13 protein-coding genes and 2 pseudogenes are annotated in these 14,323 nt (G+C 70.6%); 6 read left to right on the plus strand and 9 right to left on the minus strand.

Annotated features, from left to right (window positions below; translation table 11 throughout):
• Positions 1-250: 250 nt before the first annotated feature.
• Both ACZ4M3_RS32790 and ACZ4M3_RS32795 read left to right on the plus strand, forming a co-directional pair.
• Entirely contained in the window at positions 251-1,831 is a 1,581-nt protein-coding gene (locus tag ACZ4M3_RS32790) for an FG-GAP-like repeat-containing protein (protein WP_467738877.1), read from the plus strand.
• Between the two features lie 91 nt (positions 1,832-1,922).
• The gene (locus ACZ4M3_RS32795; RefSeq protein WP_467738879.1) at positions 1,923-3,488 is read left to right on the plus strand and encodes an FG-GAP-like repeat-containing protein; all 1,566 of its coding nucleotides are present in this window, start codon (positions 1,923-1,925) and stop codon (positions 3,486-3,488) included.
• A 142-nt stretch (positions 3,489-3,630) separates the two neighbouring features.
• Here ACZ4M3_RS32795 and ACZ4M3_RS32800 read toward each other — a convergent pair.
• The 6 genes and pseudogenes from ACZ4M3_RS32800 to ACZ4M3_RS32825 form a co-directional block, all read right to left on the minus strand.
• Positions 3,631-4,508, minus strand: a pseudogene (locus tag ACZ4M3_RS32800) (IS110 family RNA-guided transposase); the annotation flags it as partial.
• A gap of 150 nt (positions 4,509-4,658) precedes the next feature.
• A pseudogene (locus tag ACZ4M3_RS32805) lies at positions 4,659-4,817 on the minus strand (transposase); the annotation flags it as partial.
• 196 nt (positions 4,818-5,013) lie between these two features.
• The gene (locus ACZ4M3_RS32810; protein ID WP_467739132.1) at positions 5,014-5,925 is read right to left on the minus strand and encodes a DUF6236 family protein; all 912 of its coding nucleotides are present in this window, start codon (positions 5,923-5,925) and stop codon (positions 5,014-5,016) included.
• On the minus strand, positions 5,853-6,182 hold the full coding sequence (locus ACZ4M3_RS32815) for a hypothetical protein (protein ID WP_467738881.1): 330 nt from the start codon (positions 6,180-6,182) through the stop codon (positions 5,853-5,855). Before ACZ4M3_RS32815 ends, ACZ4M3_RS32810 begins: the two co-directional genes overlap by 73 nt.
• A gap of 289 nt (positions 6,183-6,471) precedes the next feature.
• Complete coding sequence (locus tag ACZ4M3_RS32820) at positions 6,472-8,430, minus strand: D-alanyl-D-alanine carboxypeptidase family protein (RefSeq protein WP_467738883.1); 1,959 nt, start codon at positions 8,428-8,430, stop codon at positions 6,472-6,474.
• Between the two features lie 1,342 nt (positions 8,431-9,772).
• The gene (locus ACZ4M3_RS32825; RefSeq protein ID WP_467738885.1) at positions 9,773-10,012 is read right to left on the minus strand and encodes a hypothetical protein; all 240 of its coding nucleotides are present in this window, start codon (positions 10,010-10,012) and stop codon (positions 9,773-9,775) included.
• 91 nt (positions 10,013-10,103) lie between these two features.
• Here ACZ4M3_RS32825 and ACZ4M3_RS32830 point away from each other — a divergent pair, with 91 nt between their 5' ends.
• Complete coding sequence (locus ACZ4M3_RS32830; protein ID WP_467738886.1) at positions 10,104-10,586, plus strand: hypothetical protein; 483 nt, start codon at positions 10,104-10,106, stop codon at positions 10,584-10,586.
• A gap of 443 nt (positions 10,587-11,029) precedes the next feature.
• Here the strand turns inward: ACZ4M3_RS32830 and ACZ4M3_RS32835 are convergent, their stop codons facing one another.
• Positions 11,030-11,437 carry a DUF6234 family protein gene (locus ACZ4M3_RS32835; protein ID WP_467738888.1) on the minus strand — a complete coding sequence of 136 codons (408 nt, stop codon included), beginning with the start codon at positions 11,435-11,437 and terminating at the stop codon, positions 11,030-11,032.
• A 162-nt stretch (positions 11,438-11,599) separates the two neighbouring features.
• Here ACZ4M3_RS32835 and ACZ4M3_RS32840 point away from each other — a divergent pair, with 162 nt between their 5' ends.
• The 3 genes from ACZ4M3_RS32840 (at position 11,600) to ACZ4M3_RS32850 (ending at position 12,700) form a co-directional block, all read left to right on the plus strand.
• Positions 11,600-11,845, plus strand: a complete 246-nt coding sequence (locus ACZ4M3_RS32840) for a small ubiquitin-related modifier (RefSeq protein ID WP_467738890.1) — start codon at positions 11,600-11,602, stop codon at positions 11,843-11,845.
• A 124-nt stretch (positions 11,846-11,969) separates the two neighbouring features.
• Complete coding sequence (locus tag ACZ4M3_RS32845) at positions 11,970-12,302, plus strand: Ku protein (protein WP_467738892.1); 333 nt, start codon at positions 11,970-11,972, stop codon at positions 12,300-12,302.
• On the plus strand, positions 12,299-12,700 hold the full coding sequence (locus tag ACZ4M3_RS32850) for a TraR/DksA family transcriptional regulator (RefSeq protein ID WP_467738894.1): 402 nt from the start codon (positions 12,299-12,301) through the stop codon (positions 12,698-12,700). Before ACZ4M3_RS32845 ends, ACZ4M3_RS32850 begins: the two co-directional genes overlap by 4 nt.
• Before the next feature lie 167 nt (positions 12,701-12,867).
• Here the strand turns inward: ACZ4M3_RS32850 and ACZ4M3_RS32855 are convergent, their stop codons facing one another.
• Together ACZ4M3_RS32855 and ACZ4M3_RS32860 are read right to left on the minus strand one after the other, a co-directional pair.
• A complete protein-coding gene (locus ACZ4M3_RS32855) occupies positions 12,868-13,704 on the minus strand; it encodes an alpha/beta fold hydrolase (protein ID WP_467738896.1) in 837 nt (278 codons plus the stop codon).
• Complete coding sequence (locus ACZ4M3_RS32860) at positions 13,701-14,294, minus strand: TetR/AcrR family transcriptional regulator (RefSeq protein WP_467738898.1); 594 nt, start codon at positions 14,292-14,294, stop codon at positions 13,701-13,703. Before ACZ4M3_RS32860 ends, ACZ4M3_RS32855 begins: the two co-directional genes overlap by 4 nt.
• Between the last annotated feature and the right edge of the window lie 29 nt (positions 14,295-14,323).

A 14,323-nucleotide genomic window follows, 5' to 3' on the forward strand; every position in this document is an offset into this window, starting at 1 on the left:
GGACTGATCGGCTCACCGCATGCCTTCTGCAACCCCTCACGGTCGAGTACCTCCACGACCGTATGCATGAGGCAGCGAGTGCGCGACGGCGCAGGGTCTGGGTCCGCCGAGGCATCCCCCGAGGGAAGCCTGAACGGCAATCACAGGGCTCAGCGCCGAAGCCGAGCTTCGGTCGCCGAAACCACATCACTCCATTTCGTTTCCGCGCCGTCCTGCGACCGCGCGTCGAACTCTTGCTCAAGGGATATCCATGTCTGCTCCGCGTCCGCGCCACGCGCGGATGACCGGCTTGCTCGTCACCGCCACCGCGGTGTCCGCCGGTCTCATCACCGCCAACACCGCACAGGCCGTCACCGGGCCCGAAGCCACCGCCGGCCAGTACGCCTCCGTCGTCAAGCTGACCATCGGCGACGAGGCCAACAGCCGCGGTTGCACCGCGACGCTCGTCGACGAGTGGTGGGTGGCCACTGCCGCCAGCTGCTTCGCCGCTACCCCCGGCCAGCCGGTTCCGGCCGGCAAGCCCGCCTTGAAGGCCACCGTCACCCTCGCCAACGGGGAGACACGAGAGGTCACCGAACTCGCCCCGCGCGCCGACCGGGACCTGGTCCTGGGCCGCCTGGTGCTGCCGGCCCGCGGTGCGGTCGTCGCGAAGACCACGCCGACCGCCCCCGCGGCCGGCTCCGGCCTCACCGCGGCCGGGTTCGGGCGGACGAAGACCGAGTGGGTGCCCGGGAAGCTCCACACCGGCGCCTTCACCGTCAACTCCGCCGACGCCACCACCCTCGCCATCACCGGCAAGGGCACCGACGCCATCTGCAAGGGCGACACCGGCGGTCCGCTGTTCAACGCCGCCGGTGAGCTGGTCGGCGTCAACAGCCGGTCCTGGCAGGGCGGCTGCCTCGGCATGCCTACCACGGAGACCCGCACCGGCGCCGTCGCCGCCCGCACCGCCGACCTCACCCAGTGGATCGCGCAGACCATCGAACCGCGGCGGTCCGCCGCGGTGAACGAAGCCGGTGGCAGCGGCAAGGTGCGCTGGGCGGACTTCGACGGCGACCGCAAGCCCGACTACATCACCATCGCCGACAACGGCGCCGTGTCGGTGTGGCTCAACCACGGTGGTGACCCCGCCGGCGCGAACGGCTGGGAAGCAATCGGGCAGGTCGCTTCCGGTACGACCACCGACCGCTCCCGAGTGCGCCTGGCCGACTTCGACGGCGACGGCAAGGCCGACTACATCGTCATCAACGCCAATGGCTCCGTGAACGTGTGGCTCAACCGCGGTGGTGACAAGGTCGCGCCGTGGCAGGCCCTCGGTCAGGTCGCGAGCGGCGTCACCACGGACGCGAGCAAGGTCCGTTTCGCCGACTGGGACGGTGACGGTCGCACGGACTACCTCGTCTTCAACGACACCGGAGCCGTCGACGTCTACCTCAACCGAGGCGGTGACCAGGTGGCCCCGTGGCAGGCCATCGGCCGTGTGACGACGGGGTCCACCACCGACCGCAACCGCGTACGGTTCGCCGACAACGACGGCGACGGCAAGGCCGACTACTACGTGGTCAAGGCCGACGGGAAGGTCGACCTCTACGTCAACCGCGGCGGCGACGTCGTGCCCAGCAACGGCTGGCTGGTCATGGGTCAGATCGCCACCGGGCTGACCACCGACCACACCAAGGTGCAGTTCGTCGACTTCACCGGCGACACCCACGCCGACTACGTCCTCGCCGACGCCAACGGCGGTGCCACCGTGTACGGCTGGAACGGCGGCGACAAGGCCGGCGCCAACGGCTGGACCAACATCGGCAAGGTCGCGTACGGCGGCGTCTGACACTCCCTCGGCGTCATCCCTTTCCGCCGCGTCGCCGCCCGGGCTCACTGCGCCCGGGCGACGACGCGGCATCCGTGCAAAGGTCTCTCCCTTGATATATCGCACCACCGCACCCGCCATCACTCTGCTGGCCGCGTTCAGCCTCACGGGCCTCGCCGGCACCGACGCCGCGGCCGCCCCACTGCCCGCCCCGCCGCCTCTGGTGCGGATCATGCCGCTCGGTGATTCGATCACCGCCGGGGTGGGCAGTTCGAGCGGGGCCGGCTATCGCGCTCCGCTGTGGGAGCTGCTGGCCGGCCAGTCGCGTTACACCCCGGATTTCGTCGGCTCCGAGTCCTTCGGGGCCGTTCAGGACGCCGACAACGAGGGTCACAGCGGCTGGACCATCGAAGGGGTCCTGCCCAACATAGACCGGTGGCAGACCTCGGCGGACCCCGATGTGGTCCTGCTCCACCTCGGCATCAACGACCTCAAGAACGATCACACCGACCCGCTGCTGGCCGCCGCCAAGTTGAACACCCTCATCGACCGGATCTCGGCGAAGCGGCCCGGGGTGACCGTCATCGTCCAGGGCCTGCTCACCGACACCACCGGACTTGAGCAGCAAACCCGCGACTTCAACGCCGTCATCCGAGGGCAGGAAGCGGCCCGGCGCGCCCGCGGGGAGCGGTTCCGTTACATCGACCCTCCCCGCCTCGACGTCGCGGCCGAGCTGCCCGACCACCTGCATCCCAACGACGCCGGTTACCGCAAGATGGCGCTGGCGTACCACGACGCTCTGGAGCAGGTCGTCAACGAGGGGTGGGCCGTGCGGCCGCGCGCGCCGCGGGCCGGTGACGAGGTCGGTGGCAGCGGTCCCGTACGGTGGGCGGACTTCGACGGCGACGGCCGCTCGGATTACCTCACCATCGCTGACAACGGCGAAGTGCGCGCCTGGCTCAACCAGGGCGGAAAGCCGGGCGGCGGCTGGAAGGACCTCGGCGCGGTCGCCTCGGGCACCACGAGTGACCGCGGCCGAGTGCGGCTGGCCGACTTCGACGGTGACGGACGGGCCGACTACTGGGTCATCAACCCCGACGGGGCCGTCAACGTATGGCTCAACCGAGGCGGGGACCCGGCCGGAGCGGGCGGCTGGCAGAGCATAGGCAAGGCGGCCGGCGGCACCACCAACCGGCCGGAACAGGTCCGCCTGGCCGACTTCGACGGGGACGGCAAGGCCGACTACCTCACCATCGCCGACAACGGCGCCGTCCACGCGTACCTCAACCGGGGCGGTGACCAGGCGGGCAGTACCGGCTGGCGGGACATCGGCCAGATCGCGACCGGCACGACGAAGGACCGCGCCCGGGTGCACCTTGCCGACTACGACGGTGACGGACGGGCCGACTACTGGACCGTCAACTCCGGCGGCTCGGTCAGCACCTACCTCAACCGCGGTGGCGACAACCACGGTGGCTGGCAGCTGCTGGGACAGACGGCGACCGGGGTGACCAGCGACCACACCAAGGTGGAGCTGGCCGACTTCGACGGGGACGGCCACGCCGACTACCTCCTGACCGGTCCCAACGGCAGTGTGAGCGCCTGGCTCTTCAACGGCGGCGACCCTTCCGGGGCCCACGGATGGCAGCCCGTCGGCACGGTCTTCGACGGCAGATGAAGAGCCGCGGCCCGATGGGAAGTCCATGGGGTCGTTGACGTGCTCCGCGAGCACGGACATGCCTTGGTGGTGCTGGGCTCGTGGCAGTTGCCGAACGGTACGGCGACCGGCTGGGCCTCGTAGGGATTCCTAATGCGGTCTGTCAAGCCGCGAGGGCTGTCGGTGGCGTGAGCTCGTAGCACCGTCCGTCGCGGAGGAGGGCCCAGAGGACGTTGACGCGGCGGCGGGCGAGGGCGAGGACGGCTTGGGTGTGGCGCTTGCCCTCAGCGCGTTTGCGGTCGTAGAAGCGGCGGGATTCCTCGGACCTTCGGATGCTGAACAGGGCGGAGGTGTGAACACGCGCTGGAGCCGTCGGTTGTATCGCTGCGGGCGTCGCAGGTTGCCGCTGGTCTTTCTGGAGTCGCGCGGGACCGGTGCGACTCCGCCGAAGCCGGCGAGGCGGCCGGGGGTGCCGAAGACGGCCATGTCGCCACCGGTGGCGGCCAGGAACTCGGCGCCGAGGATGCTGCCCAGGCCGGGCATGCTGGTGATCACGTCGAAGTGCCGGTGGTCGCGAAACCGGGCCTCGATGAGCTTGTCGAGCTCGGCGACCTGCTCGTTGAGGGCCAGCACCTCCGTCGCGAGCGTGTGCACCATCTGGCTGGTCAGCTTCTCCCCGGGCAGGCTGGTGTGCTGACGCTCGGCCGCTTCGACCGCGGTCTCGGCGAGCTGATCGGCGCGCAGAACCTTGCGGTTCCGGAGCCAGGTCTCCAGGCGCTTGGCGCCGAGCCGGCGGATGGCAGCAGGGGCCTGGTAGCCGATCAGCAGCGTCAGCGGGCCCCTGTTCGTGAGGTCCAGGGCTCGTTCCAGGCCTGGGAAGATACCGGTCAGCTGGGCCCTCAGCCGGTTGACGGTGCGGGTGCGGTCGGCGACGAGGTCCATGCGGCGGCCGGTGAGGATCTTGAGGTCGGTGACCGTCTCGTCGCCGTCGCGTAAGGGGTGCAGGTCGCGGCGGATGCGGACCTGGTCGGCGATGACGGCGGGATGCCCGCCGAGGCGTCGGTCCCACTGCCCGCCGGCCGCTGGAGGGTCCGCGCCGCCCAGGCGAAGGTGGACGAGGGGAATTGGGTCGGCCTGATCCAGCTCCTGCCCGCCGGATCCTGAACGGACAGTACTTCGGGCGGGGTGCGGTCAGTCGCGGCGCGCAAGGTTGTGCAGATGGGCGATGCCGAGCATCGCGTGGTGCACGCCATCGCCTTTGAGACGGCAGTCGCGCAGGATCTTCCAGGTCTTCATCCGGGCGAAGGCATGCTCGACCCGAGCGCGGATCGTGCGGTGAGAGGCGTTGTTGCTCTACTACCTGCCGACGAACTGGAAGCCGAGAGGCAAGCAATGGGCGCTCTGACTGACTACTTCCGTGCGGTGGATGCTGCATCGGTTGTGGAGGAGCTTGAGCGGGCGGATGGTGGGTCCCCGCTCAGCGCAGGGCCCCCTGTAGTCGGCCCTGCCACGGCGCCGGCCCGTACCTGGCCCCCGCCGTCTGCCCTCAGATCCCCACGCCTGCGGCTCGTGCGACGACGCGGCTCGCGCGCCGGAGAACGGTCGCGGGCTGCAGCTCCTTCTCCAGGCGCAACAGGTAGCCGCCGGGTGAGGAGGTCACCAGGGCGTCGCGTTCGCGGGCAGCTGCCTGACGGGCGGCGAGGGCGGTGAAGGCGATACCGGTGCCGACCGCCGTGGCGGCCCCGCCGAGCCACATCCCGAGCCCGACACCGGGCAAGGTCGCCTCGGGCTTGATCGTGAGCGTGCTGTAGATGGTGTCCATCTTCAGGCCGTTGATCGCCTTGCGCAGGGATTCCAGCGGCCGGGCGACGTGGACATCGAACGCTCCCTGAAGGTGCAGTTCGAAGGCCGTCCGGTCGGTCACCCGCTCGGTGGCCCCAACCACCTCAGCTGTCGCCGCCTCGACCGCAGAGATGAAGGCAGCGAACTCATCGGCGTACTGCGTCCGCAGCCGAAAGATCTTCTGGGCCGGGACGTGTTGCAAGTCGGCCGGAAGGACGCAGCGCACGGCCATCATCGCCACTGTGGCCTGTGCCGACTCTCGGTCGACCTTCGGCACTGCGCGTCCCAGCAGCGTCTCGCTGATGCGCTCGGGCGTCCAGTCACCCGTCGCGGTGTGGGCCGCCAGCTGGTCGGTAACCGGTGAGAACGCCGTCTGACGTGCCAGCTCCTGGGTGAGCGCGCACTTGTACGCCCACGCCAGTGCTGGATCCACGACGACCCACGAAGCCTGCTCGGGCCCGACCCGGTATTCGTGGCGGGCGAGTCCAGCCTCCCGCAGCGCGGCATCGAGCTCGTGAGGAACCTCCCGTGGATAGAGACCGGTCAGATGCCGCCTCGGGAAAGGGAAGGTGACGACTGCGAGCGCTCGGTGAACTGGCGGCCCTGCACGGCGAATCGGGCACGCAGCGCCTCGGCGTTGTCATGGACAGCCGCGATGAACATCGGCGCGACCGCCGCGGCAGCCGCCTGTGGATCGGTATCGACGAGGAAGTCCGAGCCCTCGTTGAGCTCCCTGACGACCCCGCGGTCTCGCACACGGAAGCCGGCCGGCACCACGCGTGCCAGGTTGCGCCAGTACAGAGCCGCAGCCTTCGCCCACGAGTCGTCCCGCAGGTGCACGTACGGGTAGTACAGCCCAGTCAGCAGCGCCATTGGTAGCCTCCCCTCCCCCAGCCCGACCGGCCGTGATCAGACCACCACGAAATGGTAGGCGACCGCTTGTCCGGCAACTTCGGCAAGCCTTGCGGCGCCTCCCTTCCAGGCTCGGGCATGCCTTCGGGCAAGCCGGGATGAGAAGGCTGGCAGGAGCCAAGCCACCCACCCCCCCGGTGCGCAGCAGCACACCGCCCATGCTTCGCAGGGCGTCTGGCCGCCGACGCTCAGATCCAGAAAGGGCCCCCTCCCGTCCGTACCGGGCATCGGGCTCGCGGGCGCCCTTCGGTCAGCGCAGGCGGGTGACCCGGGTCGTGAAGGAGGGCTCGGCCAGGCGGGTTCCGAGCGCCACGGGGACGTGCTTCGCGCCCTCCCCGGTACCGACCGTCAGGACGCCGACCTCGGTTCCCGCCTTCGCGGCGTGCGGGGTCCCGGACGCACCCGGCCGCAGGGAAAGCTGCAGCTGCTGACCCGGTACGCCGATCACGTTCAGGTCCTTCGTGGCCACCAGCGGGGTACGGCCGCCGAGGCCGTCGTCCACGTGGCCGACCGTCTGGCCCTTGCGGACGACCGGCGCCGAGTCGAGCGCCTGCCGCACCGACTCGATGATCTTCTTGCTGTTGGCCAGGACGAGCTTCAGGCTGTTCTCCCCGTTGTGGTCCGGGCCGTCCGCGTGCTGGTCCATGAGCGTGCCGAGGATCAGCGGGGTCTCGTCGCCGACCGACTTGTACGCCGCCCATATCAGCGTGCCGCCCGCGGGGGTGCTGGACCCGGTCTTGATGCCGCGGACGCTGAGGCCGTCGACCGAGAGCAGGGTGTTGTTGTTGGTGAGCGTCTTGGACAGCCCCTTGATCTCGGCGCTCGGCAGGGCGACCACGGCGCGGAACGCCTCGTCCTTCATCACGGCTTCGGCCAGCTTCAGCTGGTCGGCGGCCGTGCTGACGGTTCCGGCGTCCAGACCGCTGGGGTCGGTGTACGTGGTGTTCTGCATGCCGAGTTCCCGGGCGGCGGCGTTCATCTTCCCGACGAACGCCGCCTCGGAATCGGTGCCGGTGTCCCAGCGCGCCAGCAGCCGGGCCACGTTGTTGGCCGACTTGATCATGAGCATCTTCAGCATGTCCTGCTGGCTGAACTTCGCCCCGGCGACGAAGCCCTCGATCCGGGACTCGTCCTCGGAGGTGCCGTCCGCGACGGCCTTCGCGTCGACCTCGATCTGGGGGCCTGCCTCGGTCTTGCGGAGCGGGTGGTTCTTGAGGATGACGTAGGCCGTCATGACCTTGGCGACGCTGGCGGTGGGAACGGGCTTCTGCTCGCCGAAAGCACCGATGTCGCCGGAGCCGGGGACGCGTACGGCACCCTGGCCCTTGGCGGGCCACGGTACGGACAACTGTCCGTCGAGGGTGTGCGTCTGCCCGGCCGAGACGATCCGGGGGGCGGGCAGCGGGCGCAGCAGCTGCCCGCCGATGGCGGCTCCGGCGAGGAGCAGGAGTACCGGGGTCCAGATCTTCACGCGCCGGACGACGGTGCGGCGCGGGGTCTCGGGCGGAGGCGGGTTGTTGGTGAGCTCGGCCAGCAGATCCAGCGGGGGCCGCGGCGGGACCGGCACCTCGCGGGTGCGCTCGACGACGGGGTACGGCGCGGGCCCCTCCGGGGCGGGGGCGGCGGGCGTCGCGGCCGGGTCCACGGTCCCCGTCGGCGTACGGAAGGGCCCCCCGGGCCGAGCCGAAGCCGGGCCGACCCCCGGGGCCGCAGCCGGGGCGGGGGCGGGGGCCGGGGTCCGCCCCGGGGCCGGGGTCCGCCCCGGGGCCGGGGTCCGCCCCGGGGCCGGGGTCCGCCCCGGGGCCGGGGTCCGCCCCGGGGCCGGGGTCGGGATCTCGGGCGGGGTGGTGGGCGTGGCCGAGGTCCGGCCCGGGGTACGACCCGGGGTACGGTTCGGCGGTGCGACGTGCGGCCAAGGCGCCTTCTCCGTCGGGGCGTCGAGGGCCGTCCGGGCCACGAACTGGCTGGTCCGCTCGACGTCGGCCTCGTCGTCCCGAGCCCAGGACGGCAACGGCCCGTCTTCCCGGCCCGCATCGTCGTCCGGACCGGCTGCCTCTGCGGACTCCTCGGCCGCCTCGTCATGCTCGTCGACTGCGCCCGCGCCACCCGCGCCGACCGCAGGCTCGGGCGCGGCAAGGCGTACGTCCCCGCCGCCAACCCCAGCCTCGGGCGAGCCCCCGCCGCCGGCTACCGCGTCGGACTTGGTCACGTCCCCGTCCGCGGCCGCGGCCCGGGGGGCAGATACATTCCCGCTGGTGCCCTCGGCATGGGCCTCGGATGCAAGCCCGCCAGCCGCAGGTTCGGACGCGGGTGCATCCCCGTCCGCGGCCGCCGCCCTCTTGGTCTCGGGTACGGCCTCGCCGATGGCTGCCGCGGAAGGGGCGGATGCTGCCCCGTCGTTGGCCTCAGCACCGGACGCCGGTACGTCCCCCTCCGCGGCCGCCGTCCCGGGTACGGCCCCGCCCGTGGCAATCGCATCGGGCTGTGCCGCCGCAGCCACGGGCGCGGTCTCGCCGGCCTCCGTCTCGGCGTCCGTAGAGGCCTCCGACTCGGCTTCTGCCGTCGCCAGGGTTGCGCCCGGCGTGTCCTCCGCGAGTACGGTGGCGGGTGCGTCAGCCTCAGCCACGGGTTCGCCCCGCGAGCCCTCGTGGGGCTCGGCGTCCCGGGCATCGTCAGCCTCCGCCTCGTCATTCGTCCCAGCGGCCGCTTCCAGCCCAGCCTGCACTGCGGGTTCATCCCACGAGCCCTCGTCGGGCTCCGTGTTCCGAGCGTTGTCAGCCTCTGCCTTCCCCGCCGGTTCGCCGCCTGCGGCCTCGGCGGACCCGGTCTCGGCGGCTCCCTCGACCTCGGCCTCCGGTTCCGCCTCGGCGTCCGACTCGGCTTCTGCCGTCACCACAGGTGCGCCCGGCGCGCCCTCCGCGAGCCTGGTCTTCCGCACGGCATCAACCTCGGCGTCTTCGTCCGCCTCCACCACCTCCGCCACAGTCCCGCCCCGCTTGCCCTCCGCGAGTACGGTCTCGGGCGCGTCAGCCTCAGCCACGGGTTCAGCCCGCCAACCCTCCTTGGGCTCGGCGTCCCGGGCATCGTCAGCCAGCGGCTCGGCCTCTGCCCTCGCCGCCGGTCCGGCCGGCGCGGCCTCGGCGGACCCGATCTCGACGGCTCCCGCGGTCTCGGCCTCCGGCTCCACGTCCCGGGCGTCGTCAGCCGACGCCTTATCCGGGTCCGTCCCTGTAGTGGAGTCCGGCGTGAACCGGGGGGTGTCGCCCCAGGGTTCGGGAGGCGTGTTCTGCGTTCCCGGGAGCTCGGTCCCTTCCGTCTCCGGAGACTCCGGAGTGTCCGGGGAACCGCCCGCCACCGCTACCGCCTTCATTCCTGCCCCGCCTTGCCACTCACCCCCGGCCAACCCGGCCGGTTCTTGCCGATTCCGTCAGGCGGGGCCCCGCAGAGGCCCCGCTGACCGGCTAGATGTACGAGGTTCCCGGTTCGTTCCCGCGACCCGATCCTGTGACAGTCCGGTGATACTCCGGCCGGGCCGAACGGGCCCGTCCGGTTCAGACCGACGGTGGAGTGCGGCCAGTCGCCGGCGTGCCGCCGTCCCGGGCGTAGTCGGCGAGGGCCTCGTGGGTCGGGTGGAGCCCGGCGCGCAGGACGTCGTCGTGCCGGTCGGGGTCCGCCGTGAACTCCTCGCCCCGGCAGGGCGGCGTCGAGGGCGGAGGCGGTCGCCCGGACAGCAGCGCGAGGGCGCGCAGGGCGGGCGCGGGCGCGCGGGCCGAACGCACCGGATCGGCCACGCACGCCGGACGCACCGGATCCGGATGAGCCGGACACGCCGGACGCGCCCGACGAGCGGGAGCGGTCGCGTAGTTCCTCGCTGAAGTGCTGGTGGGTCAGCGCGGGCCGGACCGCGAGCACCAGTCGTCCGTCGAGTCAGTCCGGCGGCCCGGCACCTCCCGCCTGCCCGCCGCCCGTTCGAACGCGTCCCGCGGGGCCTGCGGCCCCAGCCACACCCGCGCCGCGGTGATGTGGACCCGTCTCGAAGGCCAGAACTGGAGGACCCCCGAGCGCATCGGGGGCGACCACAGCTACCACGTGCCCGCCCTCGCCGTGGCCCACGGCAAGCTGTACTACGCCGTCACCGGCATGAACCGTCGGCTGTACTGGCGGACCTGCGACGGCACGAACTGGAGCAGCGTCCAGCAGTTCCACTGCGACTGGTCGGACACCGCCCCCGACACTGTCCGCGCCGTGTGGCGTGAGAAGTTCAAGGGCGACACCCTGTGCGTCACACCGGCAGAACGACAGCAGGCCAAGAGCCATGGCACGGTGATCGACCACGACACGCGCCTCATTCCCGTGGACGAATAGCCAGAAAGATCAACGGCCGCGAGCGGCAGCTGGTGGTCCGCGGCGTGCACGATAAAAGGCCGGCGTCATGGGCGCCGGCCGACGTCGCAATGCGCGTCCGAGGGGGAACACGAGGACCGCTTCGTGGTCACGAATGCGGGACGGGCCTTCCTCGCCGAGCGGTGAGCCGTACTGCCCTGCTGCCCTGCTGCCCGGCGAGGGCAGTCCCGCCAGATAGGCGTGGTGTTCGGCATGGGCACGGTGGAGACGTTCCTGCAGCTGGAGGAGGTCGTGGCGGAAGGCGTGCTCGTCGGTCACCCCCGAATCGCGATTATGTTCGATTCTAGAAGGGAATTGCCATCAAGGCTTGATGATCAGTCGGTGTCCTGTGTCACTGAACCTTGAGCGATTGCCACCGAACTTCGACCGCCCTGATGGGGGTGGCGTCTGGTCCCGTGCACTGCCTATCGAATGGGTGGGGGGCCGTCGCAGATCATCCCCGCGCGACAGGCCTTCTGATAGGAGGACTCGTAAACGTGTTCCCCGGGGGCCTTCGCGCCGAGCAGAATTCCACAGATGGCAATGGCCAGTACCACCTGGCTGATAGCAACTGCTCGCAGACGCCGGATCCCGGCTACGACAGCGAAAACCATGGCGGCAGCCGGGACGAACGCAGCTTTCTCCAGGTAGGGCCCAGGTGGGTCGCCGTAGTGTTGAGGGTCCCACGACCAGTAGGACGAAGCCCAACACAGCCAGATCCCAACAAGGGCTGCCAGCTCGACGACAGCCAAGGCCACCGCCACGCCCTTACTCCTGCGGCCCGTTTCTGTATTCACCCAGCGAGCTTCGCCCCAGCGGGAGCGTGGGGTCATGAGTACCCGTACTCAATGCCGCCTGATCGCGTGCAACGCCAGTGGTCAAAGTTCGATGCCAATCGCTCAAGGTTCGGTGACACAGGACAGTCGGTTCCTGCCATCGAAGACTGGGCACGCTGGTCAGAGTGTCGGGGAGACAACGTACAGAGAGGTGCGGCCATGAGCGACGACGTTGTCATCAACCTGAAGGTCAGGGGCAACGACGGGGAGGTCTTCTTCAAGATCAAGTTGACCACACCCCTCCAGAAGTTGATGGACGCGTACTGCTCCAAGACCAGCAAGGACTTCGACTCCGTCCGCTTCCTCGCCAATGGCGACCGCATCGCTTCGACGGACACGCCATCCTCGCTGGGTCTCGAAGACGGTGACATCATCGACGCGATGGTGGAACAGATCGCCGGTTGATCGCCGGGCGCATGCAGCTTGTGGGGGCCCGCGTAATGCCCAGACTTCGATGGACACGATCAAGGTTCGGTGGCACAGGCCACCCGTTCGGCGGATGAGGGGGCGACTGGAGGAGGTGGCGGCCGTGGCGCGTCCCGTCCGGCCCGGAAACCTGTCATTCGGGCTGGTCAGCCTGCCTGTGGGCCGCTATACGGCCACCGACAGCCACACGATCCACTTCCATCAGCGCCAGCGCGGCACCTCCGACCGGATCCACAACCGGCGGGTGAACGAGCGCACCGGTGACGAGGTCGAGCCGAAGGAACTCGACGACATCGCACGGATCCGCTCCGCCCCGAAGGAGGACCTGAGCGGCTTGTCGCAAGCAGACCTCTATAAGAAGGCGGCTGCCGCCCAGGTCCCCGGCCGCTCGAACATGACCCGCGACGACCTGGTGAAGGAGCTGTCCCGAACATGAGCGAGGCAGGTCGTGACCAGCACGACCCGGCCGTCTTCGCGACCGCCCGCGCACGCCTCGCGGCCGACCGCGCCGACACCCTCGCGCGGGCGGCCGCGTTGAGCCGCGACTTCGAGGGGATCGTCGCGGCGAACGCCCTCGTCGCGGTGGACGACGAGCACGACCCCGAGGGAGGCAGCACCGCCTTCGAGCGGGCCCACGTGGCCACCCTGTTGGCGCGGGCGCGCGAACACCTGGAAGAACTGGACCGGGCGCTGGAACGGCTCGAACAGGGCCAGTACGGACGGTGCGAAGACTGCGGCGGGGCGATTCCGCCCGAACGCCTGGAGATCCGTCCGGCCGCGACCACCTGTGTCCGCTGCGCGTCCGATCCGCGCCGGCCGCCCCGTCCCGCCTGAAGAACCTCAAGATCATCCTGTGCCCCTGGGCTCACCTCGAAACCCCCAGGTCGGCGTTGCTTCCGGAACACGCGGCGCGTTCCGCACCTGGCACGGGAGTACGCGGACGCGGCGTCCAGTGGCCACCTTCGGGTGGGCGCCGACCGCCGGGCGAGTCCGCTTGGGGTTCAGGCTCGGAATGCCTTCCTGAGCCGCTCGCCGAACTCGGCAGGGTGCGTGCTCAAGCCGGTGTGCCCGCCGGGGAAGTGCCGGAGTTCGATGCTGAGACGCTCGGCCAGGAAGGCGGCCGAACGGTGGGGCAGCTCGCCGCGCGAGTCCTGTCCGCAGGCGAGCACGAGCCGGTCCGACAGTGCCTCCAGCCGGCTCGTGTCCGGGGCGTACGACATGAAGCTCGGCACGATGCGCCCGACGAAGTAGGGCAGGTTGATCATCGTCCGCTCAATCCGCGCCGCTGCCTGCGGTGAGGGGCTGGTTTGGACCTTCGGCTCGGAGGTGTCGCCGTCCTTCTTGAGACCCGCGGCGAACACGGCCATCGCCGGCATGAGCCCCTCTGTGTGCAACGTTGCCTGTACGCGTCCGAGGAACGCGCGGTGTTCGGGGGCGTCCGGCAGGACTTCCACGACCGGCGGCTCGTGCGCAACGAGGCGTTCGATGCGTTCGGAATTGACGGTGAGCAGGTGCAGGGCGGCGATTGCGCCGGAGCTGGAGCCGAACACCCGGGCGGGTTCATCGGGCGACAGCAGATCCAGTATCCGCAGGGCGTCGTCGGCGTGTTCGGCCACGCTCTGCTCGGCTTCGGGGTCGTCCAGGGTGCTTCGGGACATGCCGCGGGGGTCGTAGGTCGCGACGGTGTATTCGGCGGCCAGGTCGTCGGCAATGCCGTCGAACGAAGCCGCGCCGCCCGTCCCACCGGGGATCAGCAGCAGGAGGGGGCCCTGGCCGCGTACTGCGTAGTGCAGGGTTGCGCCGTTCACGCGCAGGCTGCCGTTGGTCGGGTCGGTCATGCGGGGACTCCTTCTCGGGACGGGGGCCAGTGCTCCAGGAGGGTGTGAAGGGCGTCGAGGGTTCGGACCCAGGACTGCTGCGGCGAACGATCGTGCGCGAATCCGCCCGCGGCCTCCAAGGCGACGAAGCCGTGGAACGTGCTGCGCAGCAACCGGACCGCGTCGGTCAGGTCGGGCTCGATCAGTCCGTAGCCGCGCAGCATGCCGTAGGTCAGCTCGACGGCGCGCCGCGGTCCGGGCGCCCCTGCGGCCAGTTCCGGGTCGATCGGGATCGGGGTCTGGGTCGCGGTGTAGCGGCCCGGATACGTGTGGGCGTACTCCCGCCAGGCGTTGGCGAACGCGACCAGCGCGTCCTTGCCCGCCCGCCCGGCGGTGGCCTCCGCGATACGGATGGTCTTCTCGTCCGCCGCCAGCAGCGCGATCCGCCCGCGCAGATCCACCAGGCCGCGGACATGTGTGTAGAGGCTCGCATCCTTCACGCCCAGCCGCCGCGCCAACTGCGACATGGTCACCTGATCGAACCCGACCTCGTCCGCCAGCTCTGCGCCCGCGACCGTCACCCGCTCCGCCGTCAGCCCTGCCCGCACCATGCACCCACCCCTTTCCTAAGGGTCCTAGT

This window comes from Streptomyces sp. NPDC026522 (assembly GCF_055567555.1).

Bases quoted from the DNA above. Each gene is read 5' to 3' on its own strand.
- ACZ4M3_RS32835 (WP_467738888.1), bottom strand. From the start codon at position 11,437: ATGACCCCACGCTCCCGCTGGGGCGAAGCTCGCTGGGTGAATACAGAA.
- ACZ4M3_RS32850 (WP_467738894.1), top strand. From the start codon at position 12,299: ATGAGCGAGGCAGGTCGTGACCAGCACGACCCGGCCGTCTTCGCGACC.
- ACZ4M3_RS32855 (WP_467738896.1), bottom strand. From the start codon at position 13,704: ATGACCGACCCGACCAACGGCAGCCTGCGCGTGAACGGCGCAACCCTG.
- ACZ4M3_RS32840 (WP_467738890.1), top strand. From the start codon at position 11,600: ATGAGCGACGACGTTGTCATCAACCTGAAGGTCAGGGGCAACGACGGG.
- ACZ4M3_RS32815 (WP_467738881.1), bottom strand. From the start codon at position 6,182: ATGGCGCTGCTGACTGGGCTGTACTACCCGTACGTGCACCTGCGGGAC.
- ACZ4M3_RS32790 (WP_467738877.1), top strand. From the start codon at position 251: ATGTCTGCTCCGCGTCCGCGCCACGCGCGGATGACCGGCTTGCTCGTC.
- ACZ4M3_RS32860 (WP_467738898.1), bottom strand. From the start codon at position 14,294: ATGGTGCGGGCAGGGCTGACGGCGGAGCGGGTGACGGTCGCGGGCGCA.